Genomic DNA, 25,812 nt, shown 5'->3' on the forward strand with positions numbered 1-25,812 from the left:
AAGGCCCTACGCGAAGGAGCCGTGACATGAAAGGCAACAGAAGCAGACCCAGAACGACCGTCCTGGTCGCCCTCGCCCTCGTCGCGGGCCTGGGCGCCACCGTCCCCGCCCACGCCGACGACACCGCCCACCCCTTCCGCGATCCGGACCTCCCGGTCTCCAAACGCGTCGACGACCTGCTCTCCCGCCTCACGCTCGACGAGAAGATCTCCCTCCTCCACCAGTACGAGCCGGCCATCCCCCGCCTCGGCATCCAGTCCTTCCGCACCGGCACCGAGGCCCTGCACGGGGTGGCCTGGCTCGGCAAGGCGACCGTGTTCCCGCAGGCGGTCGGGCTGGCGTCCACCTGGGACCCGGCCCTGATCCGGCAGATCGGCTCGGCGGTCGGCGACGAGGCACGCGGCTTCCAGCAGACCCGCCCGGCCGGCTGGGGGCTGAACCTCTGGGCGCCCGTGGTCAACCTGCTGCGCGACCCGCGCTGGGGCCGCAACGAGGAGGGCTACTCCGAGGACCCGTACCTCACCGGCGCGATCTCGACGGCGTACGGCACGGGCCTGACCGGCGGGGACCCCGACCACCTCAAGACGGCCCCGACCATCAAGCACTTCCTCGCCAACAACAACGAGGTCCACCGCGACACCACCTCCTCCGAGCTGCGCCCGCGCGTGCTGAAGGAGTACGACGAGCAGGCCTTCAAGCCGGCGATCGAGGCGGACGCGGCGACGGGCGTGATGTCCTCCTACAACCTCGTCAACGGCCGCCCGAACACGGTGAACCCGGCCCTCGACGACACCGTCCGCACCTGGACCTCGCAGCGGCTGCTCAACGTGACCGACGCCTACGCGCCCGGCAACCTGGTCGGCAGCCAGAAGTACTACGGCACCCAGACGGAGGCCGACGCGGCCGCCCTGAAGGCGGGCATCGACAGTTTCACCGACAACGACACCGACTCCGGGCCGACGACGACCGCGATCAAGTCGGCCCTGTCGTCCGGCCTGTTGAAGGAGTCGGACGTCGACAAGGCCGCCGGTGACGTGCTGAGCGTCCGGGTGCGGCTCGGCGAGTTCGACCCGGGCGGCGGCAGGTACGGCTCCATCGACGCGTCCGTCATCGACAGCCCGGCCCACCGCGCGCTGGCCCGCAAGGCGGCGACCGAGGCCGCGGTGCTGCTGAAGAACCAGAAGGGCGCGCTGCCGCTCAGCAGGTCCGCGAAGGACGTGGCCGTGGTCGGCCCGCTCGCCGACACCCTCTACACGGACTGGTACTCGGGCACGCTGCCCTACGCCGTCACCCCGAAGGACGGCATCGCGGCCAAGCTCGGCACGTCCGTCGCGAGCAGCGAGGGCGTGGACCGGATCGCGCTGAAGGACACGGCGACCGGGAAGTACGTGACCGCGGGCACGGGGGACGCGGGCGCGGCCCTGAAGGAGACGGACGCGTCCGGCGCGGCCTCCCAGTTCGACGTCTTCGACTGGGGCTCGGGGATCGTCACCCTGCGCTCGGCCGCCAACGGCAGGTACGTCGGCTACAACTGGTCGAACTTCGTCAACGACCAGACGCAGCCTGGCGGCTGGTTCGTGCAGCAGCAGTTCAAGCTGGAGCGGCAGGACGACGGCACGTACCTCCTGCGCTACGCCGGCTACGAGACCCAGGAGTCCTGGTGGACCAACCCGGTCTACCTCGGCCCGACAGGCGCGGACGGCACGCTGGGCCTGGTGGCGAAGGACCAGGCCGCCCACTACACCAAGGACGTCGTCCGCAGCGGTGTGGACGAGGCCGTCGCCGCCGTGAAGGGCAGGGACACCGCGGTGGTCGTGGTCGGCTCCGACCCGTCGATCAACGGCCGCGAGGCCCACGACCGCACCGACATGGGCCTGGCGCCCGCACAGGAAGCCCTGGTCAGGGCGGTGCACCGGGCCAACCCGCACACGGTCGTGATCGTCGAGAACAGCTACCCGACCACCCTCGGCAGCCTCCAGAAGGAGGTCCCCGCGCTCCTGTGGACCACCCACGCGGGCCAGGAGACGGGCAACGCGCTGGCCGACCTCCTCTACGGCGACGCCAACCCGTCGGGCCGTCTGACCCAGACCTGGTACCGGTCCGAGTCCGACCTCCCCTCCATCCTCGACTACGACATCATCAAGTCCGACCGCACCTACCAGTACTTCAAGGGCAGCCCCCTCTACCCCTTCGGCTACGGCCTGTCGTACACGGACTTCCGCTACGGCGGCCTGAAGCGCGTGGACGGCGGTTACCAGGTGGCGATCACCAACACGGGCAGCCGGACGGGCACGGAGACCGCCCAGCTGTACGTCCACCAGCGCGTCTCCCGTGACCAGCAGCCGCTGAAGCAGCTCAAGGCCTTCGCGCGGGTCACGCTGAAGCCGGGCGAGACCCGGACGGTGAAGCTGACGGTGGCGCCGTCGGACCTCGCGCACTGGGACGTCACCCGCTCCAAGTGGGTGGTGGAGAGCGGCACTTACGACGTCCTGGTCGGCTCCTCGTCCTCCGACGTCCGCGCGCGCACGTCCTGGGCGGTGCACGGCGAGACCATCCCGCCCCGGGACCTGTCCCGGACGACCCGCGCCGAGAACTTCGACGACTACTCGGGGATCTCGCTCGTCGACGAGTCCAGGGCGAGCGGTACGGCGGTGGCCGCGACCGCCGACGGCGCCTGGCTGAAGTTCGCGGACACGCGAGGGGGCAAGGGTGCGGGCGGGTTCACCGCACGCGTCGCCGGCTCGGCCGGGACGGTCGAGGTCCGGCTGGGCTCCCCCACCGGTCCCCTCGCCGGCACCGCCCGCTTCGCGGGCACGTCGTCGCCGTACGACTACACCACGGTGACGGCGAAGGTGTCGACGGCGGCGAAGGGCCGTACCGACGTGTATCTGGTGCTGTCGAAGGGCGTACGCCTGTCGACCTTCGACCTGTCCTGACGCATGACGAAGGCCCCGGCGCTCTGCGGCGCCGGGGCCTTGGTCCACATGGGACGAGTGGAGATGGCGGGAATCGAACCCGCGTCCAACGGTGCGGAATCAGGGCTTCTCCGTGTGCAGTTCGCTGTGATTTTCTCGGCCCCGGCGATCACGCGAACAAGTCGCCGACGGGCCCAGTCACTGTTTGGTTTCCCTCTTCACCCCGTGACCGGGATCAAGGTTTAGTCCCCTAGCTGATGCCAGGATCCGGGTCGGGAACACCCCCGGGCTGACACTCCCCTTAAGGAGCTATTCGATCACTACCTGATCAGGCAGCGAGAGCGAAGAGCTCGGGAGAATCGCTCTTGGAATTGGCGATTATTTGTTTCGGCCTGTGGTTTACGAGATCATGGCCGCTTCCTCGACACGCTTCCCCTGCTTCGACAGCCGCTGTCGAAACCGATCATCCCCATGTGTTGTTTTCAATGCTCACACCGGGTTCAGCCGGTGTTGGTGCCATCGTACGTGACCAACGCGGCCCGGTGCCACCGTATTCCCGCCGGGGCGGGCGGCGTCAGGCGCCCCGCTGCCTGCGCTTGGCCGCCGCGATCGCGCGGTCCGACTCCCGGCGGTCCTGCTGCTCGCGCAACGTCTGGCGCTTGTCGTACTCCTTCTTGCCTCGCGCGAGCGCGATCTCCGCCTTCGCCCGGCCGTCCTTGAAGTACAGGGCGAGGGGCACGATCGTGTGACCCGTCTCGTCCGCCTTGACCGCCAGCTTGTCGATCTCCTCGCGGTGCAGCAGCAGCTTGCGCTTGCGGCGCGCGGAGTGGTTGGTCCAGGTGCCCTGGGCGTACTCGGGGATGTGGGCGTTGTGCAGCCATGCCTCGCCCCCGTCGACCTGGACGAAGCCGTCCACCAGCGAGGCGCGGCCCTGGCGCAGCGACTTGACCTCGGTGCCGGTCAGGACGAGCCCGGCCTCGTAGGTGTCGATGATCGCGTAGTCGTGCCGGGCCTTCTTGTTCTGCGCGACGATCTTGCGCTTGCCGCCCTTCTCGCCGTCCTTGGCCTTGGCGGCCGCCCCGCCCTGCTTGGGCTGGGACTCCTTGGGTACGTACATTCCCTTGCTCATAGTGCCGTCCATTTTCGCACTACACGGGGGTGGGAGGGCCAGTCCTTATCCGGAGGTCCTGGTGAGCCCGGACCGGTCACGGGCGGGTGCCCTCAGTCGTCGCCCAGTCCGCTCAGCACCGTCTCGGCCCGCTGGACGGCGGTGGGGCCGTCGGCCTGGTCGACCTCGAGGTCCGGGGTGATGCCCCGGCCGTCGACACTGCGGCCGGAGGGGGTGCGGTAGTGCCCGACGGTCAGTTCGGCGACGGACCCGCCGGGCAGCCGGCTCGGCATCTGCACCGAGCCCTTGCCGAAGGTGCGCGAGCCCACGACGACCGCGCGCCCGCGGTCCTGCAGGGCTCCCGTGAGCATTTCGGCCGCGCTCATCGTGCCGCCGTCGACGAGCGCGACCAGGGGTCTGGTGGTGTCGCCGCCGGGGTCGGCGTGCAGGGCCTGCTGCTCGCCGTCGACGTCGTAGGTGGCGACGAGTCCCCCGTCGAGGAAGGCGGAGGCGGTGGTGACGGCCTCGGTGACCAGGCCGCCGGAGTTGCCGCGCAGGTCCAGGATGATGCCGGCGCCGGCCGGGGCGCGGCGGACCGCGTCGCGGACGTCCTCGCCGACGCCCTTGGTGAACGCGGAGATCTTGATGACGGTGATCCCGCCGGCGAGTTCCCGGACGGTGACCGAGTCCGTGGACAGCCGGGCCCGGCGCAGCGTCTCGCTCCACGCGTGCGTGCCGCGCTGCAGGCCGAGCCGCACCTCGCTGCCGGCGGCGGCGTCCGTGGCGTCGCCGCGCAGCAGGGAGACGACCTCCGTCACCGGCTGCCCGTCGACCTGCCGGCCGTCGACGCTGCGCAGCCGGTCGCCGTCGCGGATGCCGGCGGCCGCCGCGGGCGATCCGGGGGCCACCCTGGTCACCTCGATCCGGCCGTCCCGCTCCCGCCGGGCCCACAGGCCGACCCCGGTGTACCGGCCGTCGAGTGCCTCCTCGAACTCCTGGTACTCGCCCTGGGAGTAGACGGCGCCCCAGCGGTCCCCGCTGCGGCTGACGGCCCGCTCGGCGGCCTCCATGGGGGACTTGCCGTCCGCGAGGGCCTCCTGGGCGGCCCTGGCCACGTCCTCGTGACGGCCGGCGGCCAGGGCGGTGCGGGCCGCGTCGGACGCCGAGTTCCGGTCGGCCGGGTCGAGTTCGGGGAACGAGCCGGTCGCCGCGCCGGCCACCAGCACGCTCGCGAAGACCAATGTCAGGGCGGCCCCGCGGCGGATGCGGCGGGGCTGGCAGAACAGGTCGCGGCCTGACATGCCGGTGAGTCTAGGACAACGCAAGAGGGCCGCAGGGGCTGTTGCCCGTACGGCCCTCTTGGCATGTGTCACACCTTCAGGTACTTGCGCAGCGCGAAGAACGCGGCCAGCGCGGGCATCAGCAGGCTGGTCGCGAGGATGAGCGGCAGCTTGGTCAGGACGGCGTCCCAGCCGATGAAGTTGATCAGGTTCAGCTTGTGGGACAGGTCCAGGCCGTGGTCGATGATGAAGTACCGCGCGATCACCAGGAACCCGCAGGCGACCGTCCCGCCGATCAGGCCGGCGACCGCGGCCTCCGCGATGAACGGCGCCTGGATGTAGAACCCGGAGGCGCCGACCAGCCGCATGATGCCCGTCTCACGCCGACGGCTGAACGCGGAGACGCGCACGGTGTTGACGATCAGCATCAGCGCGACCACCAGCATCAGCGCCATCACCGCCCGCGCGGCCCAGTTCATGCCGTTGAGCAGCCCGAAGAGGTTGTCCAGGATGCCCTTCTGGTCCTGCACCGACTGCACACCGTCACGCCCGTTGAAGGCGGAGGCGATGACCTGGTACTTCTGCGGGTCCTTCAGCTTGATGCGGTACGACTCCTGCATCTGGTCCGGCGTGAGCGAGCTGGCCAGCGGGGAGTCGCCGAACTGCTGCTTGTAGTGCTTGTACGCCGCGTCCTGCGACTCGTAGGTGACCTTCTGGACGACGTCCATCTTCTGCAGGTCGGCGAGGATCGACTTCTTCTGGTCGTCCGTGACCGCGCCCTTGGCGCAGTTGGGGTCGGACTCGGCGTCGGACTTGTTGCAGAGGAAGATCGAGACGTTGACCTTGTCGTACCAGTAGCCCTTCATCGTGGTGACCTGGTCGCTCATCAGGAGCGACCCGCCGAACAGGGCGAGCGACAGGGCGACGGAGACGATGACGGCGAACGTCATCGTCAGGTTGCGGCGGAGACCCACACCGATCTCCGACAGTACGAACTGGGCGCGCATGGCGTCTTCTTCGGGCCTTTCCGGGGACGGTCGCGGTCAGTGCTGGTAGCCGTAGACGCCGCGTGCCTGGTCGCGGACGAGGCGGCCCTTCTCCAGCTCGATGACGCGCTTGCGCATCTGGTCCACGATGTTCTGGTCGTGCGTGGCCATCACGACGGTCGTACCGGTCCGGTTGATCCGGTCCAGCAGCTTCATGATGCCGACGGAGGTCTGCGGGTCGAGGTTGCCGGTGGGCTCGTCGGCGATGAGCAGCTTGGGGCGGTTGACGAAGGCGCGCGCGATGGCCACGCGCTGCTGCTCACCACCGGAGAGCTCGCCGGGCATCCGGTCCTCCTTGCCGCCGAGCCCGACGAGGTCGAGCACCTGGGGCACGGACTTGCGGATCTCGCCCTTCGACTTCCCGATGACCTCCTGCGCGAAGGCGACGTTCTCCGCCACCGTCTTGTTCGGCAGGAGCCGGAAGTCCTGGAACACCGTCCCCAGCTGGCGGCGCATCTGCGGCACCTTCCAGTTGGAGAGGCGCGCGAGGTCCTTGCCCAGGACGTGCACCTGGCCGTGGCTGCACCGCTCCTCGCGGAGGATCAGCCGCAGGAAGGTGGACTTTCCGGAGCCGGAGGACCCCACGAGGAACACGAACTCGCCCTTCTCCACTTCCAGGGACACATCCCTGAGTGCGGGGCGGGTCTGCTTGGGGTAGACCTTGGAGACGTTGTCGAATCGGATCACGGATGCACCACGGGTAGCCGGGGGTAGATGAGCGTGACCATACGCGACCCGGGTGGGCGACCGCAGGCACAGGACGGGTTACGCCGGGGTTGTGCGCTTTGTGCCGGCCCCCGGACTGCCCCCGGGGGGCGACCCCCGCGCACCGGTCGGGTGAACCTGGCACAGTAGAGAAGGGAACGTTCTGGGACCGACGGACGTTCTCATCGTGGAACCGTTGGGCTAGGAGGGCGAGCGCATGACGTACGACCGGCTGGTGTGCGCGAACTGCGCGGCGCCCGTGAGCGAGGGCCGGTGCCCCGTGTGCCGCGCGAACCGCGAGCGGCTGCAGCAGGAGAACTTCTTGGCGGGACTGAACCCCGTGGCGCTGATCGCGCTGGTCGCGGCGCTGATCGCCGCCGTGGCGCTGCTGGCGCACCAGACCGCCTAGGGCGGTCCCCGAGACCGACAGGGCCCGGAGCGTGAGTGACGCTCCGGGCCCTTCGTCATGCAGCGCGCACACGGTCCGTGCGCGTACGGCTACCGTCAGGCAGCGGCTCCGCCGCGGCCGCCCATCAGGCGGGGCAGCACACGGAAGCCGATGCCGCCGACGATCATCGTGGCCGCGCCGACCACCAGGAACGCGGTCTGGCCGGCACCGGTCTCGGCGAGCTGCGCGCCCTGCGCCGAGGTGTTGGACGAGGTGGCCGAACCGGTGTCGGTGAGGGCGGAGGAGCCCTCCTCCTGGGCGGAGGTGCCGGAGCCGCCGTCGGGGTCGGTGTTGCTGTTGCCGCCGCCGTTGTTGCCACCGCCGTTGTTGCCGGTGCCGCTGCCGTCGGTGGGCGTCGACGTCACGGGGTCACTGGGATCCGTCGGGTCCCCGGTGGGCTCGGTCGGGTCGGTCGGAGCCTCGGTGGTCGGCGGGGCCGGCGTCGTGGGGTCCGGCGGCAGCTCGGTGGGCGCGGTGGTGGTCGGCGGCTCGGTGGTCGGCGGGGCCGGAGTGTCGTCGCCCGTGCCGGTGTTGACGTTCACGGCGACACCGCTGCTGTCCACGCTCGCGGTGAGGTCCAGCGCGGAAGCGGCACCCGCGGCGGTCAGCGACGCTCCGGCCGCGATCACGACACCGGCGGCTATCCGCGCGGCGCGGATCCGCGTCTTCTTGGTCATAAGGTTGCTACCCCCAGTAGCTCATCGTCGTCGAGGCGGCGCTCGGGGGCCGTGATCGACGGGGGGTGGCAGGCTTGCGCGTTCCCCCGGTTCACATGCGCCCCAGAGATACGCATGCCACGCTCAACCCTTCCCATTTTTCAAGGCAACGTCAAGGCCGTTGCGCGCGCAATGTCCAGTTGCACGTCTTTTACTGGGAGTTGGAACCTGTGAGTGTGATGTAAAACCCAGGCAAACGACAACTGCCGCCCGGTGGACGGCAGTTGTCGTGTCGACAAAGCAATTGGGGGAGTTACTTCTCCTGCTGCTTGCGCCAGCGAATTCCGGCCTCGAGGAACCCGTCGATCTCACCGTTGAAAACGGCCTCCGGGTTGCCGACCTCGTACTCCGTGCGCAGGTCCTTGACCATCTGGTACGGGTGCAGCACGTAGGACCGCATCTGATTGCCCCAGGAGTTGCCGCCGTCGCCCTTGAGGGCGTCCATCTTGGCCTGCTCCTCCTGCCGGCGCCGCTCGAGCAGCTTGGCCTGCAGGACGTTCATCGCGGTGGCCTTGTTCTGGATCTGCGACCGCTCGTTCTGGCAGGAGACGACGATGCCGGTCGGGAGGTGCGTGATGCGCACCGCGGAGTCGGTGGTGTTCACGCCCTGGCCGCCGGGGCCGGAGGAGCGGTACACGTCGATCCGCAGTTCGCTCTCGTCGATCTCGACGTGGTCGGACTGCTCGACGACGGGCAGCACCTCCACGCCCGCGAAGGAGGTCTGGCGGCGCCCCTGGTTGTCGAAGGGCGAGATGCGCACCAGCCGGTGTGTGCCCTGCTCGACGGAGAGGGTCCCGTAGGCGTACGGCACCTGCACGGCGAAGGTGGTCGACTTGATGCCGGCCTCTTCCGCGTACGAGGTCTCGATCAGCTCGGTCTTGTAGCCTTTCTGCTCCGCCCAGCGCAGGTACATCCGCTGCAGCTTCTCGGCGAAGTCGGCGGCGTCGACGCCGCCGGCCTCGGCGCGGATGTTGACGAGCGCCTCACGGGAGTCGTACTCGCCGCTCAGAAGCGTGCGGACCTCCATCTCGTCCAGCGCCTTCTTGACGGCGGCGAGCTCGGACTCGGCCTCGGCGCGGGTGTCCGGGTCGTCCTCCTCCTCGGCCATCTCGAACAGCACGGCGAGATCGTCGATCCGGCCGCGCAGCGCGTCCGCCTTCCTGACCTCGGCCTGGAGGTGGGACAGCTTGCTGGTGATCTTCTGCGCCTCGTCCGGGTTGTCCCACAGGGACGGCGCGGCCGCCTGCTCCTCGAGCACGGCGATGTCTGCCCTCAGCTTGTCGAGGTCCAGAACGGCCTCGATCGACTCCATGGTCGAGGAGAGGGACTTGAGCTCTTCGGATACATCGACGACTGCCACGCCTCCAGCCTAACGGCTGTGGCAACCGACCTTCGCCGTGCCGCGGGCCCGACCGGTGACCTGCGCTTTCGCGGGGTCAGGGGGAAGCGGGCGCCGAATGCCTCGTGTCCTGCGGTGACGCGCCCGCGTCGTCACCCGACGTCGCGAGCCAGGTGCCGACCCCGGCCGCCGCGGCCAGCACCACCGCCGCCGCCGCCAGCACCAGCCGGCGGCGCCGGGTCACGGCCCGGTGCCGCGCCGACCCCGGCCGGGGCGCCCCCGCGGCCCGCGGCACCCGCGCCGTGCCCCGCGCACCGCCCGCCAGCTCGTCCGGCGCCGGCACCCGCATCGACGTGTGGGTGTCCCGGTTGGAGTCCGCCGGCTTCGCGCCCGGCACCAGCGGCACCGCGCCCCGCCGCCGCACCGGCTCCCCTGCCGGCACGGTCTGCGCCTCCTCGGCCTCCTCCGCCGGCTCCACGTCCGGCTCGTCCACGTCCAGCGGCGGCATCCCCGCGACCAGGGGCAGCAGCTCCCGCAGCCGTACGCCCAGCTCGGAGGCGCGCAGCCGGGAGGCGGGGGCCTTGGCCAGGCACTGGACGAGGAGCTGCCACAGCTCGTCGGGGATGCCGGGCAGCGGCGCCACCGTCTCCGTCACGTGCCGCCGGAGCACGGCGCCCGGATGGCCACCCCCGAACGGTGTGAAGCCCGCCAGCAGCTCGTACAGCACGGTCGCGAGGGCGTAGATGTCCACCGCGGCCCGCGGCGGCAGCCCCTCCACGATCTCCGGCGCCAGGTAGTCCGGCGTACCGATGATCTTCGTGGCCCGGGTGCGGCGCGGCGAGTCGATCAGCTTGGCGACGCCGAAGTCCGTCAGCAACGCCGGGTGCGCGCCGCCGGGGCCGAGCGGGCCCCGCATGTCCAGGAGGATGTTCTCGGGCTTGACGTCCCGGTGCACGACCCCGGCCGCGTGGGCGGCGGCGAGCCCGTCGGCCACGTCCGCGACGATCGCCACCGCCGCCTCCGGCGCGAGCCGCCGGTCACGGTCGAGGCGGGTGCGCAGGTCGGTGCCGCGCACCAGGTCCATGACCAGCGCCAGGTCGTTGCCGTCGACGACGAGGTCACGGACGGAGACGACGTTCGGATGCTCCAGGCCCAGCAGCGCCGTGCGCTCCTGTACGAAGCGGCCGACGAGTTCCTGGTCGGACGCGAGATCCTCGCGCAGCAGCTTGATGGCGACGGGCCCCTCCGGCCCCTCGCCCAGCCACACCGTGCCGGCGCTGCCCCGCCCCAGGATCTGGTTCGCGGTGTACCGGCTGCCGATCTTCCGTCCCAAGACTGCTCCTACTGACGCGTGTTGTCGCCAAAGCTACGCGTCCGAGGGGCCGACCTTCACCGTGGAGACGGAAATCACCCGCCAGGTGTCGACAAATCCCCAAACCAGCGGTCGGGTCGATCAGTTGCCGCTGCCACCGCTTCCGGACGAACCGCCCAGATCGCCGATCCAGCCGCTGACGTTGTCGTACCAGTGCTTGAGCTCCGAGAAGTAGCCCCGGCCCGTGCCGATCCAGTCCTGCAGCGGGGTCAGCTCCCAGACCAGCCAGCCCGCGACGAACAGGATGACGACCATGAACAGACAGCCCTTGAGGCAGCCGAGCCCGGGGATCTTCATCCGGTTGGGGCTGGGCTGACGCGGCTGCCGGGGCTCGCGGACCGGCCGCTGCGGCTCGGGCGCGGGCGCGTACCGCTGCGGCTGCTGGTGCTGCGGCGGCGCGTACTGCTGGGGCTGTTGCTGCTGCGGGTGGCCGTACCCCTGCTGCCCGCGCGGGGCGCGCTGCGGCGGGCGCTGCTGCTGGGGGCGCGGCGGCGGCTGCTGCGGGCGGGCGACCTGGCGCTGGGGGCGGCGGCGCAGCGGGTCCTCGTTCGGGTCGAGGTACTGCACCTGCGTCTGCTCGTTGCGGTCGCGGGCGGCGCGCAGCTGGGTCTGCCAGGGGTGCGGCTGCTCGGGCTGCTGTCCCGGCTGCCCCGGGGGCATGGGCGGCATGACGGCGGTCGGGTCCGCGGCCCCGGTGTTCGGGAGTACGGCGGTGGGGTCCGCGGCGCCGACGGAGCCGGGGCGTCCGGTGGTCGGCAGGACGTTGGTCGCGGCGTTCGGGTCGTAGGCGCCCGCGCCGTGCGGCAGGACCTGGGTGGGGTCGGCGGAGCCGGCGACGGCGGCGGGCTGCGGGTCGGGGGCGAGCAGGGCGCCCACGCCCTCGGCGGCGGCGATCTGCGCGGAGTTCGCGTGCACGCCGATGCCCTCGGCGACCACGCGCAGGGCCCGGGCGAGGTTCTCGGCGCCGGGCCGTTCGTCCGGGTTCTTGCGCAGACAGCGCTCGATGACCGTCCACAGCGGGTCCGGGACGGTGGAGGGGCGGCGGGGCTCGGCGCTCAGGTGCTGGTGCAGGACCTCGAGCGCCGTCTGGCCGGAGAACGGGGGACGGCCGGTGACCAGCTCGTACAGCAGGATCCCGGCGCCGTAGATGTCCACCGCGGAGGTCTGCGGGCGGCCCTCGGCGGACTCCGGCGCGACGTACGCGGGCGTGCCGACGAACTCGTGGGTGCGGGTCAGCCCCGGGGAGTCGGCCAGGCGCGCGATGCCGAAGTCGGTGAGCATCGGGTGCATCTGGCCGCCGTTCTGCGCGAGCAGCACGTTGGCGGGCTTCAGGTCGCGGTGGACGACGCCGTCGGCGTGGCTGGCGGCGAGCGCGTCGGCGATCTGGGCGGTGAGCAGGGCGGCGCCGACGGGGCTGAAGGGGCCGCTCTCGCGCAGGTAGCGGTGCAGGTCGGGGCCGTCGACGAGGTCCATGACGAGGGCCAGCAGATCGCCCTCGACCACCAGGTCGCGCACCCGGACGATGTTGGGGTGGGTCAGCCGCAGCAGGACGGAGCGCTCGCGGAGGAACCGCATCACGATGTCCGGGTCGCTCGCCAGTTCCTCCTTGAGGACCTTGATCGCGACCGTCTCGCCGGGCTGGCCGGCCACGGCGGCCTCGGCCCCCGCGGTCTCCCGCTGGCGGGCTCGCCAGACGGTCCCGGTGGCGCCGCGTCCGAGCGGCTCCTCCAGGAGGTACTTGCTGCCTACCGGCCGCACGTCATGCGCTCCCTGTCGCTCGCCTGCTGTTCCGACCCACTGTAGTGCCGCCGCGCCGGGCGGCATCCTGTCCGCTTTCCGTGCCTCTTCCGTCGTCGCTTCCGGTGCCACTTACGTACCGGTTCCCGTCCCCGTTCGAAGGAAAGACGCTCGACCCGGTCGGCCGGTTGCCGCGGGCCGGACGTGACCGATCTCAACTGATCACCCGCGCATCACTGGTCAGGCACTTTTGGGGGCAGAGCTGACCAATCAAGATCACTTGGGACCGGGGCATGGGCGTGTTGTCAGTGGCAGGTGCGAGGATGCCCTGTGTACTGGCCGACGTGCTCGTGTGGGGTGGGGCTCGTGTTGGGGTGGGGGGTGGGAGCGTCCGATGGGTCTCCCCGAGTCCGCGTCCGCGCCGCGCCCGCGCAGAAGGGATCGCTGACGGCGATGCAGATCCGGCTGACCGTCGTGGACCCGCTGGGCCCGCCCGACCGGGCGCGGGGCCGCGCCGCGAGCTGCGACGTGCTGGTCACCGCACCGGCCGGCACCGCCCTGGCGGCGGTCGCCTCCGCGCTGGCCTCGGCGGTCTCCGGGGACGCCGCCGCGGGCGGCTCCGTCGTGCTGTACGCCGACGGGGAGCGCCTCGACGACCGGCGCTGCACGCTGGGCGAGCCCCCGCTGATCGACGGCGCGGTGCTGGCGCTGGGCGCGCCCGCCGAGCCCGAGCCGCACCCCGAGCTGGACGAGGCCCCGACCCAGCTGCACGTGGTCGCGGGCCCGGACGCGGGCGGTGTCCATCTGCTGCACGGCGGCGAGATCCGCATCGGCCGCTCCGCCGACGCCGACGTCCCCCTCGACGACCCGGACGTCTCCCGCGTCCACTGCGCCGTGACGGTGACCGCCGACGGCCGCGTCTCGGTCGCCGACCTCGGCTCCACCAACGGCACGACCCTGAACGGCGGCCGGGTGACCACACGCCCGGTGCCCTTCACCCCGGGCGCGCTGCTCAGGATCGGCGAGTCGGCCCTGCGCCTGGCACCGGCGGGCGGACCGGGCGCCCGGGTGGCCACGACACCGGACGGCGAGGGGTGCGTACGGGTTCCCTCCGGGGGCGAGGCGGACGGCACGGGACGGGCGGGGTACGGCACGGGGCGGGGCGGGGGCGCCGCGGTGGACTTGGGTGGTGTGGCACAGGGCGATGGCGCGGGCGGCGTAGGGGGGGCGCCGGCGGTACCGCACGCACGCGTGGCGGACGGGGGCGGCACGGCCACTCCGTCGCGCGGGGTGCGCGCGGGGACCGGTGAACCCGTGGTGCCGGGGCAGGGCGGGGCGCCGGGGATCGAGACGACGGGCGCGGGCTCGGGGGCGAGCCACGCGGGGCAGTACGGCACAGGGGAAACGCAGGCGGGAGAGCACAGGGTCGACGACAGCCACGCTGGGCAGTTCGGGGCGGACGACGGCCGGGCGGGGCGGCAGTACGACACCGGCGACACGCACGCGGGGCGGTTCGGGGCGGCTGCGTGGGACGCGGGTGCCGGGGTGCACGGCCCGGCGGGTGACGCTGGAACGTCCGGCACGCGCCCACGGAGCGGTGGCGGTGCCGACGAGCCGTCAGGCACCGGCACGCGCGGTGGCGTCGGCGAACCGACCGGCATGCGCCCGCTGGGCGGAAGCGAGGAACCGTCGGGTAGGCGCCCGCGAGGCGGAGGTGACGAACCGTCCGGCACGCGCCGAGGCGGCGGCGCCGAGGACTCGCCCCGCGCGCGCTCGCGTGGCGGCGTCGATGACCTCTCCCGCACCGCCCGCCCGCACGGCGATGCCGATGACCCGTCCCGCACCGGCCCCCGTGCCGGCGTCGGCGAGGCGCGCCTGGCCACGGACCCCGGCGCGGAGCCCCTGCGCGCGGGCCGCCCCGAGGGTGCCCCCCGAGCCGACGGCACCCCCCCGACCGCCCGCCGCAAGGGCACTCCCCTCCGGGGCACCGACATCCCGCAGGGGGTGCGCAAGCGCGGGGGGCTGTCGGCGTGGGCCCGGCGGCTGGCCGGGAGCCGTGCAGAGCAGGCGGTGCCCGAGCAGGCGTACGACGACGACAGCGCGCGCCCCGTCACCCCCGACGGGCCCGCCCCGGTCGCCGTCGGCCCCCAGGCTCCGGAGACCTGGCCGGACCCGGCGGCCGTGCTGCTGACGGCGCTCGGGCCGGGACCCCGGCTGTGGGAGCGCGGCCCCGCCCACCCCGAGGCGCTCACCGTGCGGCTCGGCACGGCGGACCGGGCCGCGCCCGACGGCTCCGGACTGCTGCCCGCCGTACCGGTGACGGCGGATCTGCGCGAGGTCGGCGCCCTGGGCCTGGCCGGCCCCCGCACCCGCCTTGCGGGGCTGGCCCGCGCGGTGGTGGCCCAGCTGGCCGCGCTGCACTCCCCGCAGACCCTGGAGATCGTCCTGATCAGCGCGGACCGCGCCCGCCCCCTGGAGGAACGCACCGCCGAGTGGTCCTGGGTGGGCTGGCTCCCCCATCTCCGCCCCGGCCACGGCCAGGACTGCCGTCTTCTGCTCGCGTACGACCGCGAACAGGCCACGGCCCGCACCGACGAACTCCTGCGCCGGCTGGACGACCAGCTCGCGGACGGGAGTCACGCCCCGCTGCGTCCGTCCCGGCAGGCACCCGTCCACCGGCCCTCCTGGGCACGTACCGACGACGAGGACGGCGACGCCTTCGCCGGGCCGTACACCGTGGTCGTGGTGGACGGCGACCCCGGGGGCGCCACGGTGCGCGAGGCGGTGGCACGGCTCGCCCTGCGCGGCCCCGAGGCCGGTATCCACGTCGTCTGTCTCGCGGAGACGGCACCCGCGTCACCCGCGTCGCCGGTCACCGACACGTACGAGGCGGCCTGCGCCGTCGCCCCGACGTTCCGTGAGTGCGGAGCGGTGGCCCTGCTCAGCGGCGACGTGGCCACGGCACTGCGGCTGATGCGGGTGGCCAGGAGCGCGGCGGCGACGGGGGCCGGGAGGGGAACGGGGACGGGGACGGGCGAGGCGGCCACGGCCGCGGGAGCACGCGCCGGCTCGACGCCCTCCGCAGACCGCCTCATCACCGCCGACGCCACGGCCGCCTCAGGCGCGGGCTCCGGAACCTCAGCCACCGGCCCAGGCACGAGGGCCGGAACCTCGGCCACCGGCTCACCCACAGGACCCGACATCTCGGCCACCGGCCCGGGCGCCGGCTCCGCAGCCCCCGCTCCCGGGGCCGACACGGCGGCCCAGAGCCGCAGCACGGGCAGCGCCACCTCAGCCGCCGCCGGCACAGGCACCACCGCGCCCCCCGCCACCGGCAACCCCCGCACCTCCCCCACCCCCGCGCCTCACTCCCCCGAACCGACCCCCGTCCGCCCCTCCCACACCGGCCCCATATCCCCCGGCACCGTCGCCGCCGTGGACGCGGTCTCGCTCGCGTGGGCCGAGCGGTTCGCGCGGGCCCTGGCGCCGTTGCGGCCGGACGGTTCCGGGGTCGAGCGGGACACGCGCGTGTCCGTGCCGTTGCCCCAGTCGGCGCGGCTGCTGGACGAGTTGGGACTGGCGAGGGCCACCCCGGCGTCCCTCATGGCGCGCTGGGCCGACGCGGCGGACGACCCGCACACGCTCGGCGGACGGGCCTGGGCCGTGCTCGGCGCCGGACCGCGCGGCCCGGTCTCGGTGGACCTCGCGGCCGACGGACCGCACCTGCTGATCGAGGGCCCGGCGGCCAGCGGCCGTACCGAGCTGCTGCGGGCCGTCGTCGCGTCGCTGGCCGCCGCCGAGCGCCCCGACCGGCTCGGCGTCGTCCTGATCGACGGTCAGGGGGACGGTCTGCGGGTGTGTACCGACCTCCCGCACGTGACGACCCATCTGACCGCCAACGACCCCGTCCGCATGCGGGAGTTCGCCCAGTCGTTGAGCGCGGAGCTGAAGCGCCGCGCGGAGCTGCTCGGCCGCTCCGACTTCGCCGAGTGGCACACGGGCCGCGAGCTGTCGGGCCGCATGGTGGCCCAGCGCGGCACACCGTCCCGCGGCACACCGTCCCGCGGCGTCGCGCCCGGCGCCACCGGCGCGGCCGACCTCGACACCCCGCCCAGCGCGACGATGCGGCTGCGCCCCGGCGCGGCCCGTCGGCAGACGGAGGCCGCGCCGCCGCTGCCCCGTCTCGTCGTGGTCGTGGACGACCTGGACGCCCTGGTCTCCCCCGCCCTCGGCTCCCCGGGCCGACCCGCCGCGGGCTCGGTGATACGCGCCCTGGAGGCGGTGGCCAGGGAGGGCGAGCGGCTCGGCGTGCACCTGGTCGCCGCGGCCGGGCCCGGCGGCCGTACCGCGGAATCGGAGCCGGCCCGCCGGGCCACCCTGCGCGTCACCCTCGAAGCCCCGGAGTCGGGCCCGGACGACCCCGCTCCCGGGCGAGGCCGGCTGACCTGGTCCGACGGGCGCGCGCTGCCCTTCCAGGGCGGCCGGGTCACGGGCCGCATCCCCCGCACGGCGACCCAGCGCCCGACGGTCGTCCCCCTGGACTGGCCCCGCATGGGCGACCCCCCGACCCGTCGCCCCGTACGGGAACTGGGCAACGGCCCGACGGACCTGGCCCTCCTCGCCAGCGCGCTGGAGCGGGCGGCCCGGGAGGTCTCGGCGACGGAGGTCCCCTCGCTCCTGTGACCCGTCGGGTCCGTCCGGGCCCGCCTGCACGCGAACCCCTGACCCCTGGTCACGACGCGGTCACGATCCCCCGGTTGACACATGACGCGGTCTTGCCGCCCTCAACCCCGCGGCGTAGACCGGATCGCACGGGACAGCGCTCGACGTTCGACGACGAACGAAGAACGGGGCAATTGATGCGCAGGACGAGCACCAGGAACCGGAAACGCAGGACCGTCGCGGTCACGGCCGCCCTCCTCGCGGCAGCGCTCTCGCTGGCCGCCTGCGGAGGCAGCGACAACAAGAACGGCGGCTCGGGCGGCAGTTCGCCGAGTGCGAGCGGCGGTGGCAGCGGCCTGAAACTCCCCAAACTCAACGGCCAGACGCTGGAGGTCGCCGCCGTCTGGACCGGTGCCGAGCAGGACAACTTCATGAAGGTCATGGACGAGTTCAAGAAGCGCACCGGCGCCAAGATCGACTTCGTGCCGACGGGCAACAACACGTCCACGTTCCTCGGTACGAAGATCCAGGGCGGTCAGCCGCCGGACGTCGCGTTCCTGCCCCAGGTCGGCGTGTTGCACCAGTTCGCGGACAAGGGCTGGCTCAAGCCGCTCGGCGCGGACGCCAAGGCCCAGCTGACGAAGAACTTCTCCAAGGGCTGGGTCGACCTCGGCGCCTGGAAGGGCACCCAGTACGGCGTCTACGCGAAGGCCGCCAACAAGTCGCTGGTCTGGTACAACACCAAGGCCTTCGACGCGGCCGGCATCAAGGACACCCCGAAGACCTGGAAGGACTTCCTGACCACCGCGCAGACGCTGTCCGACGCCGGGTCCCCGGCGGTCTCGATCGGCGGCGCGGACGGCTGGACGCTCACCGACTGGTTCGAGAACGTCTACCTCTCGCAGGCGGGTCCGGAGAAGTACGACCAGCTGGCCGCCCACAAGATCAAGTGGACGGATCCCTCGGTCAAGGACGCCCTGACCACGCTGGCCCAGCTGTGGGGCAAGAACGACCTGATCGCGGGCGGCACCAAGGGCGCGCTGAACACGGAGTTCCCGAAGTCGGTCACGCAGACCTTCTCCGGCGACACCCCGGCCGCGATGGTCTTCGAGGGCGACTTCGTCGCGGCGAACATCAACGGCGACACCAAGGCGAAGCTGGGCACGGACGCGAAGGTGTTCCCGTTCCCGGCGGTCGGCTCGCAGCCCCCCGTGGTCAGCGGCGGCGACGTGGCGGTGGCGCTGAAGGGCGGCCAGGGCGCGCAGGCGCTGCTGACGTTCCTGGCGTCGACGGACGCGGCGCAGATCTGGGCGGCGCAGGGCGGCATCCTCTCCCCCAACAAGGAGATGGACATGTCCAGTTACAAGGACGCCATCACCAGGCAGATCGCCCAGCAGCTGCTCGCCGCCGGTGACAGCTTCCGCTTCGACATGTCCGACCAGGCCCCGGCGGCGTTCGGCGGCACGGCCGGCATCGGCGAGTGGAAGGACCTGCAGGACTTCCTGCGCGACCCGAAGAACATCGCGGGCACCCAGCAGAAGCTGGAGGCCGACGCCGCCAAGGCGTACGGCGCCGGCTGACGGTCCGGCCATGACGTCTGTGGCGAAAGCGACGGGGGGCGCCGGCGCACTGCCGACGCCCGCCGCCAAACCGCGCAAGAGCGTCACGGGGACACGGCTGTGGGTGGCGGTGCTGTTCCTGCTGCCCGCGTTCGTGCTGCTCGGGGCGCTCGTGGTCTACCCCATCGGGTACTCGGTCTGGCGCAGTCTCTACGGCGCCGGCGGCTCGGACTTCGTCGGGTTGAAGAACTACGGCGACATCTTCAGCGACAGCCGCACCCTGACCGCCGTACGCAACACGGCCATCTGGGTGGCGGTCGCACCGGCCGTCGTCACCGCGCTCGGGCTGATCTTCGCGGTGATGACCGAACGGGTGCGCTGGGGAACGGCGTTCAAGCTGATCGTCTTCATGCCGATGGCGATCTCGATGCTCGCGGCCGGGATCATCTTCCGGCTCGTCTACGAGCAGGACCCCAGCCTGGGCGCGGCGAACGCGGTCGCGAAGTCGATCCACGACACGTTCGTGTCGTCGTCGGTCTATCCCGACGCCCGGCCGAACGCGACGGCGAGCGATCTCAAGCCGTCCGGCGGCGGCTCGTTCACCACGACCAAGACGGTGCACGCGGGCACGCCGGTGATGCTGCCGCTGGTCGGCATCGCGCCCAACCGGCTCCCCGGCAACCCGGAGAACGCGAAGGCGGCGAGCGGCAGCGGGATCACCGGCACCGTCTGGCTGGACTTCAAGCTGGGCGGCGGCGGCACCAAGGGCAAGGTCGACCCCGGTGAGAAGGCGCTGAAGGGCGTCAAGGTGGAGGCCGTGAAGGACGGCAAGGTGGTCGCCTCCGCCAAGAGCGGCGCGGACGGCACCTTCACCCTGCCGGCGAAGGCCGAGGGAGCCCAGGTGCGGCTGCCCGCCTCGAACTTCTCCGCGCCCTACAGCGGCATCGACTGGCTCGGCCCGACGCTGGTCACGCCGGCGATCATCGGGGCGTACGTGTGGATGTGGGCGGGCTTCGCGATGGTGCTGATCGCGGCGGGCCTCGCCGGCGTCGACCGCAACCTGCTGGAGGCGGCCCGGGTCGACGGGGCCAACGAGTGGCAGGTGTTCCGGCGGGTGACGGTGCCGCTGCTCGCGCCGGTCCTGGTCGTCGTCCTGGTCACGCTGATGATCAACGTGATGAAGGTCTTCGACCTGGTCTACATCATCGCCCCGCAGCCCAGTCAGGACGATGCCAACGTCCTCGCGCTGCAGCTGTTCCTGTCGTCGTTCGGCGGCGGCGGAAACGAGGGCGTGGGCAGCGCGATCGGCGTGATCCTGCTGCTGCTGGTGCTGCCGGTGATGTGGGTCAACATCCGGCGTCTGCGAAGGGAGAGGCAACGGTGACCGCCCTCGATTCGACCGTGCGCGCCAAGCGCTCCTTCGCCGCGCGGGTGGCGAGCGGCGCCGCGGGCGGGGTGCTGCGGGTCTTCCTGATCGTGGTCGCCGTGTTCTGGCTGGTGCCCACCTTCGGGCTGCTGGTCTCCTCCTTCCGCGACCCGACCGACATCGCGACCTCGGGCTGGTGGAAGGTGTTCACCGCGCCCAGCCAGCTGACCGCCAAGAGCTACCAGTCGCTGCTGGAGAAGGACGCGATCACGCACGCGCTGTTCAACACCGTGTGGATCACGGTCCCGGCGACGCTGCTGGTGGTGCTGCTGGGCGCGATGGCCGGGTACGCGTTCGCCTGGATGGACTTCAAGGGCCGCGACTGGTGGTTCCTGGTCGTGGTCGCGCTGCTCGTGGTCCCCGTCCAGGTCGCCCTGATCCCGCTCGCCGACCTCTTCGGCAAGATCGGGATCTTCGGCGACATCATCGGCGTGGTCCTCTTCCACGTCGGCTTCGGACTGCCGTTCGCCATCTTCCTGTTGCGCAACTTCTTCGCGGAGATCCCCCGTGAACTCCTGGAAGCGGCACGACTGGACGGCGCCGGCGAGACCCGGCTGTTCCTCACCGTCGTCCTCCCGCTGGGCGCCCCCGCGATCGCCTCGCTGGGCATCTTCCAGTTCCTGTGGGTGTGGAACGACATGCTGGTCGCGCTCGTCTTCTCCAACTCGGAGTCGCAGCCGCTGACCGTCGCGCTCCAGCAGCAGGTACGGCAGTTCGGCAACAACATCGACGTGCTGGCGCCCGGCGCGTTCATCTCGATGGTGATCCCGCTGATCGTGTTCTTCGCGTTCCAGCGGCAGTTCGTCTCCGGGGTCATGGCGGGCGCCGTCAAGTAGCCCCGACGCAACCCCCGAGGCAACGGAAACGGGGGACGTCGTTCACCCGGTGTCCCCCGTATGCCGTAGTAAACCGTAACCAAATCACTCCATCGGCCGTTCCCGGGCAAGGTCCTACCGCCCGCTGCGACCCATGGATGTCCCCTTGCCCAGGTTCAGTGTCATCGTCCCCGTGTACAAGGTTCAGGCGTATCTGCACGCATGCCTGGAGTCGGTGCTGTCGCAGTCGTGTGCGGATCTGGAGCTGATCGCCGTCGACGACTGCTCGCCGGACGGATCGGGCGCGATCATCGACGAGTTCGCGGCCCGCGACCCACGGGTGCGGGCCCTGCACCTGGCGGAGAACCAGGGGCTCGGCCGCGCCCGCAACGCCGGTCTGGCGCAGGCCCGCGGCGACTACCTGGTCTTCCTGGACGGGGACGACACCCTCACCCCGCACGCCCTGCGGATGATCGCCGACCGGCTGAAGGAGACGGGCGAGCCGGACGTCCTGGTCTACGACTACGCGCGCACCTTCTGCACCGGCGAGACCCTCCGCAACCAGGCCGCGGCGCAGCTCACCGAGCAGGGCCCGGCGCCCTTCCGCCTGGAGGACCGCCCCGGCCTGCTGAACCTGCTGATGGTGGCCTGGAACAAGGCGTACCGGCGGGAGTTCGTCGAGCGCGAGGCCCTGGCCTTCCCGCCCGGCTTCTACGAGGACACCCCGTGGACGTTCCCGGCCCTGATGGCGGCGGGTTCGCTGGCGACGCTGGACCGGGTGTGCGTGCACTACCGCCAGCGCCGGCAGGGCAGCATCCTCGGCACGACGAGCCGCAGCCACTTCGACGTCTTCGAGCAGTACGACCGGGTCTTCGCGTACGTCGACGGCCGCCCCGAACTCGACCGCTGGCGGCCGGTGTTGTTCCGCCGCATGGTCGACCACCTGGCCGTCGTCTTCACCCGGCCTGGCCGGCTGCCGCGCGGCGCCCGCGCCGAGTTCCTGCGCAAGGCCCGCGCGTACTACCGCCGTTACCGCGTCCCCGGCGCCCGCCTCACCCCGCGCCACACCCTGATCCGCTGGGGCCTGCACCGCACGTACCGCACCCTGCGGGCGGCCTCCGCCCTGCACCGCACCGTGCTCAAGCGCACCACCCGCCTGCTCCGGTCCCTGCGCACGACGGCCCTGCGCGTCCACTACCGGGTCCAGCGCTGTCTGCCGCTGCGCGCCGACCGCGCCGTGTTCACCGCGTCCGACGGCCGCGGCGGCAACCCCGGCGCACTGGAGGACGCGTTCCGTGCCGTCGTCCCGCACATCCGCACCACCTGGCTCGGCGGCCCGGACACGGCCGCCCACTGGACGGCCCTGGCCCGCTCCAAGTACCTCGTCGCCGACACCGCGCTCGACCCCCGCCTGGTCAAGCGCCCCGGCCAGGTCCTGATCCGGGCCCACCAGGGCACCCCGATCGGCCACGTGGGCCTCGACCTCCTGGAACGCCCGGCCGCGGCCCGGGACACGGACTTCGGGCGGCTCCTCGACGACGTCGACACGTGGGACCACGTGCTGTCCGCCAACCGCCACTCCACCCTCACCTGGGAGCGCGTCTTCCCGGGCGCCTACACCACCCTGGAACTCGGCTCGCCGCGCAACGACGTGTTCCAGAAGGCGACTTCGGCCGACGTGACCCGGCTGCGCGAGTCCCTGGGCATCCCCCCCGACTCGGTCGCGCTGCTGTACGCCCCGGCTCCCCGCGTCTACCGCCGCACCCAGTGCTCCCCCCTCGACCTGGACCGGGTCCTGCGCCGTCTGGGCCCCCGCCACGTCGTCCTGGCCCGCACCGACGGGCCCGTCCCGCCGCACGGCCGGATCATCGACGTCAGCGGCCATCCGAGTATCGAGTCCCTCTGCCTCGCCTCGGACGTCCTGGTCACCGACTACGCGCCCCTGATGGTCGACTACGCCAACCTCGACCGCCCGATCGTGCTCCACCTCGACGACTGGGAGGCGTACGAGGCGGCCCGCGGCATCTATGTCGACCTGCGCGCCTTCCCGCCGGGCGCGGTCGCCCGCAACGAGGACGAGCTGATCGACATCTTCGTCACCGGCCACTGGCGCGGCTCCCGCTCCGCCCAGCTGCGCTCCGTCTTCCGCGAGCGTTTCTGCCCGTACGACGACGGTCGCGCCGCCGAGCGGGTCGTACGCCATGTCGTCCTGGGCGAGCGGGGGCTGCCGCCGGTGATCCCGCTGGAGCGGCGCCACCCGGTGCCCTCGGCGGCAGCGGGCCCGGCACGCTCCCCGCAGGCCACCGTGCCGCAGCCGGCCGGTTCCCTGACCGTCACCGACAGCCTCTGAACACCGTTCTCACACCGGGGAGTTCCATGCCCTCCAGCCCGTCACGGCCCACCCCGAGCCGGCCGTCCACCTGGCGCCCGGCGGGGCGCCCGGGACGCTGACGCACCCGCACGACCATCGAGAGAAAGAGCAGAATGCCCCGCTTCAGCATCATCGTCCCCTCCCACGGCGTGGCAGGCCGCCTGTCCCAGGCGCTGGACTCGGTCCTCGCGCAGTCCCACGGCGACTTCGAGCTGATCCCGGTCTGCGACGGCCCCGACGCGCCCGCGGCGGAGCTCGTCGCCGGGTACGCCGAGCGGGACTCCCGGGTGAGCCCGGTGCACTCGCCGCCGGCGGACGGTCTGGCCGGGGCGCGCAACACCGGGATGCGGGCGGCGACCGGCGCGTATCTGCTGTTCCTCGACGGCGACGACACCCTCGTCCCGGGCGCGCTGGCGGCGCTGGACGCACGGCTGACGGAGACCGGTGACGTGGACGTCCTGTACGCCGAGCACGAGCGGGTGCCGTGGTGGGAGGGCGAGGCGACCAACCCGTGCGCGCTGCTGCTGCCGAAGACCCCGGCGGGCGCCTTCTGCCCCGACCAGGTGCCCCAGTTGACCGGCGTGCAGCTGCCGGCGTGGAGCGCGGCCTACCGCAGGTCCTTCCTCACCGGGCACCGGCTCGGCTTCCCCGACAGCCACTACACCGACGTCGGCTTCGGCGCCCTGGTGGCGCTGCGGGCCGAGAAGGCGGCGGTGCTGCGCGAGGTCGTCGTACGCCATCTGGTGCGCCGGCAGGGCAGCCGGCTGAACCTGCCGGGCCCGCACCACGCGCAACTCCTCGACCAGGTCGAGCTGGTGCTCACCCGCGCCGCCGAACTGGGGCTGCACGAGGAGCGGTTGGTGCCGCTGTTCGACCACCTCTTCGCCACCGTCCTGAAGACGGCCACCCATCCGGGCCGGCTCACCTCCGGCCGCCGCGCCTTCTTCCGGCGGGCGGGCGGGCTCTACCGCCACCACCGCCCGGCCGGCTTCCGTCCCCCGGGCGGGAGTCTCGGCGTCCAGCACCGGCTGCTGGCGAGCGGGGCGTACCCGGCCTTCTGCGCCCTGCGCGGCGTCAACCGGTCGGCCACGCGGGCCGTGGAGGCCCTGCCCCGCCCCCGCGGCCTGCGCACCCGGCTCCGCTACGCCCGCGCCCTGCGCCGCCCCCTCGACCCCCACCTCGCGGTGTACTGCGCCTACTGGGGCCGCGGCTACGCCTGCAACCCGGCCGCGATCCACGCCAAGGCCCGCGAACTCGCCCCGCACCTCCGGGCGGTGTTCCTCGTCGAGCCGGACCAGGCGCACACCGTGCCGGAGGACGTCGAGTACGCGGTCATCGGCAGCGCGAAGTACTGGGACGTCCTCGCCCGCGCAAAGTACCTGGTCAACAACGCCAACTTCGCGGACGCGGTCGTCAAACGCCCCGGCAGTGTGCACCTGTCGACCCAGCACGGCACCCCGCTGAAGAAGATGGGCGTCGACCAGGCGACGTACCCCGTGGTGGCCGCCGCCACCGGCAGCTTCACCAAGCTGCTGGAGCGGGTGGACCGCTGGGACTACAACCTCACCTCCAACCGCCACTCCACCCAGATGTGGGAGCGGGCCTTCCCGGCCGCGCACGAGACGCTGGAGTACGGCTATCCGCGCAACGACGTCTACTACACGGCGACCGCGGACGACGTGGCCCGCGTCCGGCGGGAGCTGGGGATCCCCGAGGGCAGCACGGCCGTGCTGTACGCGCCCACGCACCGGGACTACCACACCGGTTTCGAGACCGGCCTGGACCTGGAGGCCTTCTGCGAGGAGGCCGGCGAGGACGTCGTCGTGCTGCTGCGCGCCCACTACTTCTACGACCGGGGCCGGGCGCACAGCACCGGCCGGATCATCGACGTGACCGGGCACCGCTCCTCCGAGGACGTGTGCCTGGCCGCGGACGCGCTGATCACCGACTACTCCTCGATCATGTTCGACTACGCCAACCTGGACCGCCCGATCGTCGTGTACGCGGACGACTGGGACGTCTACCGGGAGACCCGGGGCGTCTACTTCGACCTGATGGAACATCCGCCGGGACCGGTGGCCCGGACGCCGCAGGAGCTGGCGGGCGTCTTCCGCGACGGATCCTGGGCGGGCGCCGAGTCCGCCGCCGCGCGGGCCGCCTTCCGGGAGCGGTTCTGCGAGTTCGACGACGGGCGGGCCGCCGAGCGGGTGGTGCGCCGGGTGCTGCTGGGCGAGCCGCCGGAGGCGATCCCGCCCGTGATCCCGCTCGCCGAACGGACCCCGGCCCCGCTCCCCGCCCTCGTGAGGAACTGAC

The 25,812-nt window shown here is 72.4% G+C and carries 16 protein-coding genes and 1 other RNA gene; 8 read left to right on the forward strand and 9 right to left on the reverse strand.

What is annotated here, in order from left to right; translation table 11 throughout:
- The first annotated feature begins 26 nt into the window (after positions 1-26).
- Positions 27-2,936: a glycoside hydrolase family 3 protein gene (locus tag MKW14_RS08065; protein WP_240860323.1), complete on the forward strand. Its 2,910-nt coding sequence runs from the start codon at positions 27-29 to the stop codon at positions 2,934-2,936.
- Positions 2,937-2,991: 55 nt separating this feature from the next.
- On the opposite strand, the gene ssrA is transcribed toward MKW14_RS08065, so the two are convergent.
- The 5 genes from ssrA to ftsE form a co-directional block, all read right to left on the reverse strand.
- Positions 2,992-3,386, reverse strand: a transfer-messenger RNA (tmRNA) gene (ssrA, locus tag MKW14_RS08070).
- Positions 3,387-3,489: 103 nt separating this feature from the next.
- A complete protein-coding gene (gene smpB, locus MKW14_RS08075; RefSeq protein ID WP_240860475.1) occupies positions 3,490-4,032 on the reverse strand; it encodes an SsrA-binding protein SmpB in 543 nt (180 codons plus the stop codon).
- A gap of 104 nt (positions 4,033-4,136) precedes the next feature.
- Positions 4,137-5,324 (reverse strand): S41 family peptidase, encoded by a 1,188-nt coding sequence (locus MKW14_RS08080; RefSeq protein WP_240860324.1) that lies wholly within the window; start codon positions 5,322-5,324, stop codon positions 4,137-4,139.
- A gap of 68 nt (positions 5,325-5,392) precedes the next feature.
- Positions 5,393-6,310 (reverse strand): permease-like cell division protein FtsX, encoded by a 918-nt coding sequence (gene ftsX / locus MKW14_RS08085; RefSeq protein WP_240860333.1) that lies wholly within the window; start codon positions 6,308-6,310, stop codon positions 5,393-5,395.
- A gap of 36 nt (positions 6,311-6,346) precedes the next feature.
- Positions 6,347-7,036 carry a cell division ATP-binding protein FtsE gene (gene ftsE, locus MKW14_RS08090; protein ID WP_030943440.1) on the reverse strand — a complete coding sequence of 230 codons (690 nt, stop codon included), beginning with the start codon at positions 7,034-7,036 and terminating at the stop codon, positions 6,347-6,349.
- A gap of 235 nt (positions 7,037-7,271) precedes the next feature.
- On the opposite strand from ftsE, the gene MKW14_RS08095 reads away from it, so the two are divergent.
- Positions 7,272-7,463 (forward strand): hypothetical protein, encoded by a 192-nt coding sequence (locus MKW14_RS08095; protein WP_208781413.1) that lies wholly within the window; start codon positions 7,272-7,274, stop codon positions 7,461-7,463.
- Positions 7,464-7,558: 95 nt separating this feature from the next.
- Here the strand turns inward: MKW14_RS08095 and MKW14_RS08100 are convergent, their stop codons facing one another.
- From MKW14_RS08100 to MKW14_RS08115, 4 genes are all read right to left on the reverse strand, one after another.
- Positions 7,559-8,179, reverse strand: coding sequence for a hypothetical protein (locus MKW14_RS08100; RefSeq protein WP_240860335.1), 621 nt, complete (start codon positions 8,177-8,179; stop codon positions 7,559-7,561).
- A 292-nt stretch (positions 8,180-8,471) separates the two neighbouring features.
- Positions 8,472-9,578 carry a peptide chain release factor 2 gene (prfB, locus tag MKW14_RS08105; protein WP_240860337.1) on the reverse strand — a complete coding sequence of 369 codons (1,107 nt, stop codon included), beginning with the start codon at positions 9,576-9,578 and terminating at the stop codon, positions 8,472-8,474.
- Between the two features lie 76 nt (positions 9,579-9,654).
- Positions 9,655-10,890: a serine/threonine-protein kinase gene (locus MKW14_RS08110; RefSeq protein WP_276618727.1), complete on the reverse strand. Its 1,236-nt coding sequence runs from the start codon at positions 10,888-10,890 to the stop codon at positions 9,655-9,657.
- 120 nt (positions 10,891-11,010) lie between these two features.
- Complete coding sequence (locus tag MKW14_RS08115; protein ID WP_240860339.1) at positions 11,011-12,687, reverse strand: serine/threonine-protein kinase; 1,677 nt, start codon at positions 12,685-12,687, stop codon at positions 11,011-11,013.
- 432 nt (positions 12,688-13,119) lie between these two features.
- On the opposite strand from MKW14_RS08115, the gene MKW14_RS08120 reads away from it, so the two are divergent.
- The 6 genes from MKW14_RS08120 to MKW14_RS08145 all read left to right on the forward strand — a co-directional run bounded on the left by MKW14_RS08120 (position 13,120) and on the right by MKW14_RS08145 (position 25,811).
- Entirely contained in the window at positions 13,120-17,349 is a 4,230-nt protein-coding gene (locus MKW14_RS08120; protein WP_240860353.1) for an FHA domain-containing protein, read from the forward strand.
- A gap of 176 nt (positions 17,350-17,525) precedes the next feature.
- A complete protein-coding gene (locus MKW14_RS08125; RefSeq protein ID WP_240860355.1) occupies positions 17,526-18,908 on the forward strand; it encodes an ABC transporter substrate-binding protein in 1,383 nt (460 codons plus the stop codon).
- 10 nt (positions 18,909-18,918) lie between these two features.
- Positions 18,919-20,271 (forward strand): carbohydrate ABC transporter permease, encoded by a 1,353-nt coding sequence (locus MKW14_RS08130; protein WP_240860357.1) that lies wholly within the window; start codon positions 18,919-18,921, stop codon positions 20,269-20,271.
- On the forward strand, positions 20,268-21,149 hold the full coding sequence (locus MKW14_RS08135; protein WP_240860359.1) for a carbohydrate ABC transporter permease: 882 nt from the start codon (positions 20,268-20,270) through the stop codon (positions 21,147-21,149). Before MKW14_RS08130 ends, MKW14_RS08135 begins: the two co-directional genes overlap by 4 nt.
- A gap of 145 nt (positions 21,150-21,294) precedes the next feature.
- Entirely contained in the window at positions 21,295-23,478 is a 2,184-nt protein-coding gene (locus MKW14_RS08140; protein WP_240860361.1) for a bifunctional glycosyltransferase/CDP-glycerol:glycerophosphate glycerophosphotransferase, read from the forward strand.
- A gap of 134 nt (positions 23,479-23,612) precedes the next feature.
- Entirely contained in the window at positions 23,613-25,811 is a 2,199-nt protein-coding gene (locus MKW14_RS08145) for a bifunctional glycosyltransferase/CDP-glycerol:glycerophosphate glycerophosphotransferase (protein WP_240860362.1), read from the forward strand.
- Position 25,812: the final 1 nt, after the last annotated feature.

Source organism: Streptomyces gilvus (genome assembly GCF_022513565.1).
Classification (GTDB): Bacteria; Actinomycetota; Actinomycetes; order Streptomycetales; family Streptomycetaceae; genus Streptomyces; species Streptomyces gilvus.

Bases quoted from the DNA above. Each gene is read 5' to 3' on its own strand.
- MKW14_RS08065 (WP_240860323.1), top strand. From the start codon at position 27: ATGAAAGGCAACAGAAGCAGACCCAGAACGACCGTCCTGGTCGCCCTC.
- smpB (WP_240860475.1), bottom strand. From the start codon at position 4,032: ATGTACGTACCCAAGGAGTCCCAGCCCAAGCAGGGCGGGGCGGCCGCC.
- MKW14_RS08080 (WP_240860324.1), bottom strand. From the start codon at position 5,324: ATGTCAGGCCGCGACCTGTTCTGCCAGCCCCGCCGCATCCGCCGCGGG.
- ftsX (WP_240860333.1), bottom strand. From the start codon at position 6,310: ATGCGCGCCCAGTTCGTACTGTCGGAGATCGGTGTGGGTCTCCGCCGC.
- MKW14_RS08095 (WP_208781413.1), top strand. From the start codon at position 7,272: ATGACGTACGACCGGCTGGTGTGCGCGAACTGCGCGGCGCCCGTGAGC.
- MKW14_RS08100 (WP_240860335.1), bottom strand. From the start codon at position 8,179: ATGACCAAGAAGACGCGGATCCGCGCCGCGCGGATAGCCGCCGGTGTC.
- MKW14_RS08120 (WP_240860353.1), top strand. From the start codon at position 13,120: ATGCAGATCCGGCTGACCGTCGTGGACCCGCTGGGCCCGCCCGACCGG.
- MKW14_RS08125 (WP_240860355.1), top strand. From the start codon at position 17,526: ATGCGCAGGACGAGCACCAGGAACCGGAAACGCAGGACCGTCGCGGTC.
- MKW14_RS08130 (WP_240860357.1), top strand. From the start codon at position 18,919: ATGACGTCTGTGGCGAAAGCGACGGGGGGCGCCGGCGCACTGCCGACG.
- MKW14_RS08145 (WP_240860362.1), top strand. From the start codon at position 23,613: ATGCCCCGCTTCAGCATCATCGTCCCCTCCCACGGCGTGGCAGGCCGC.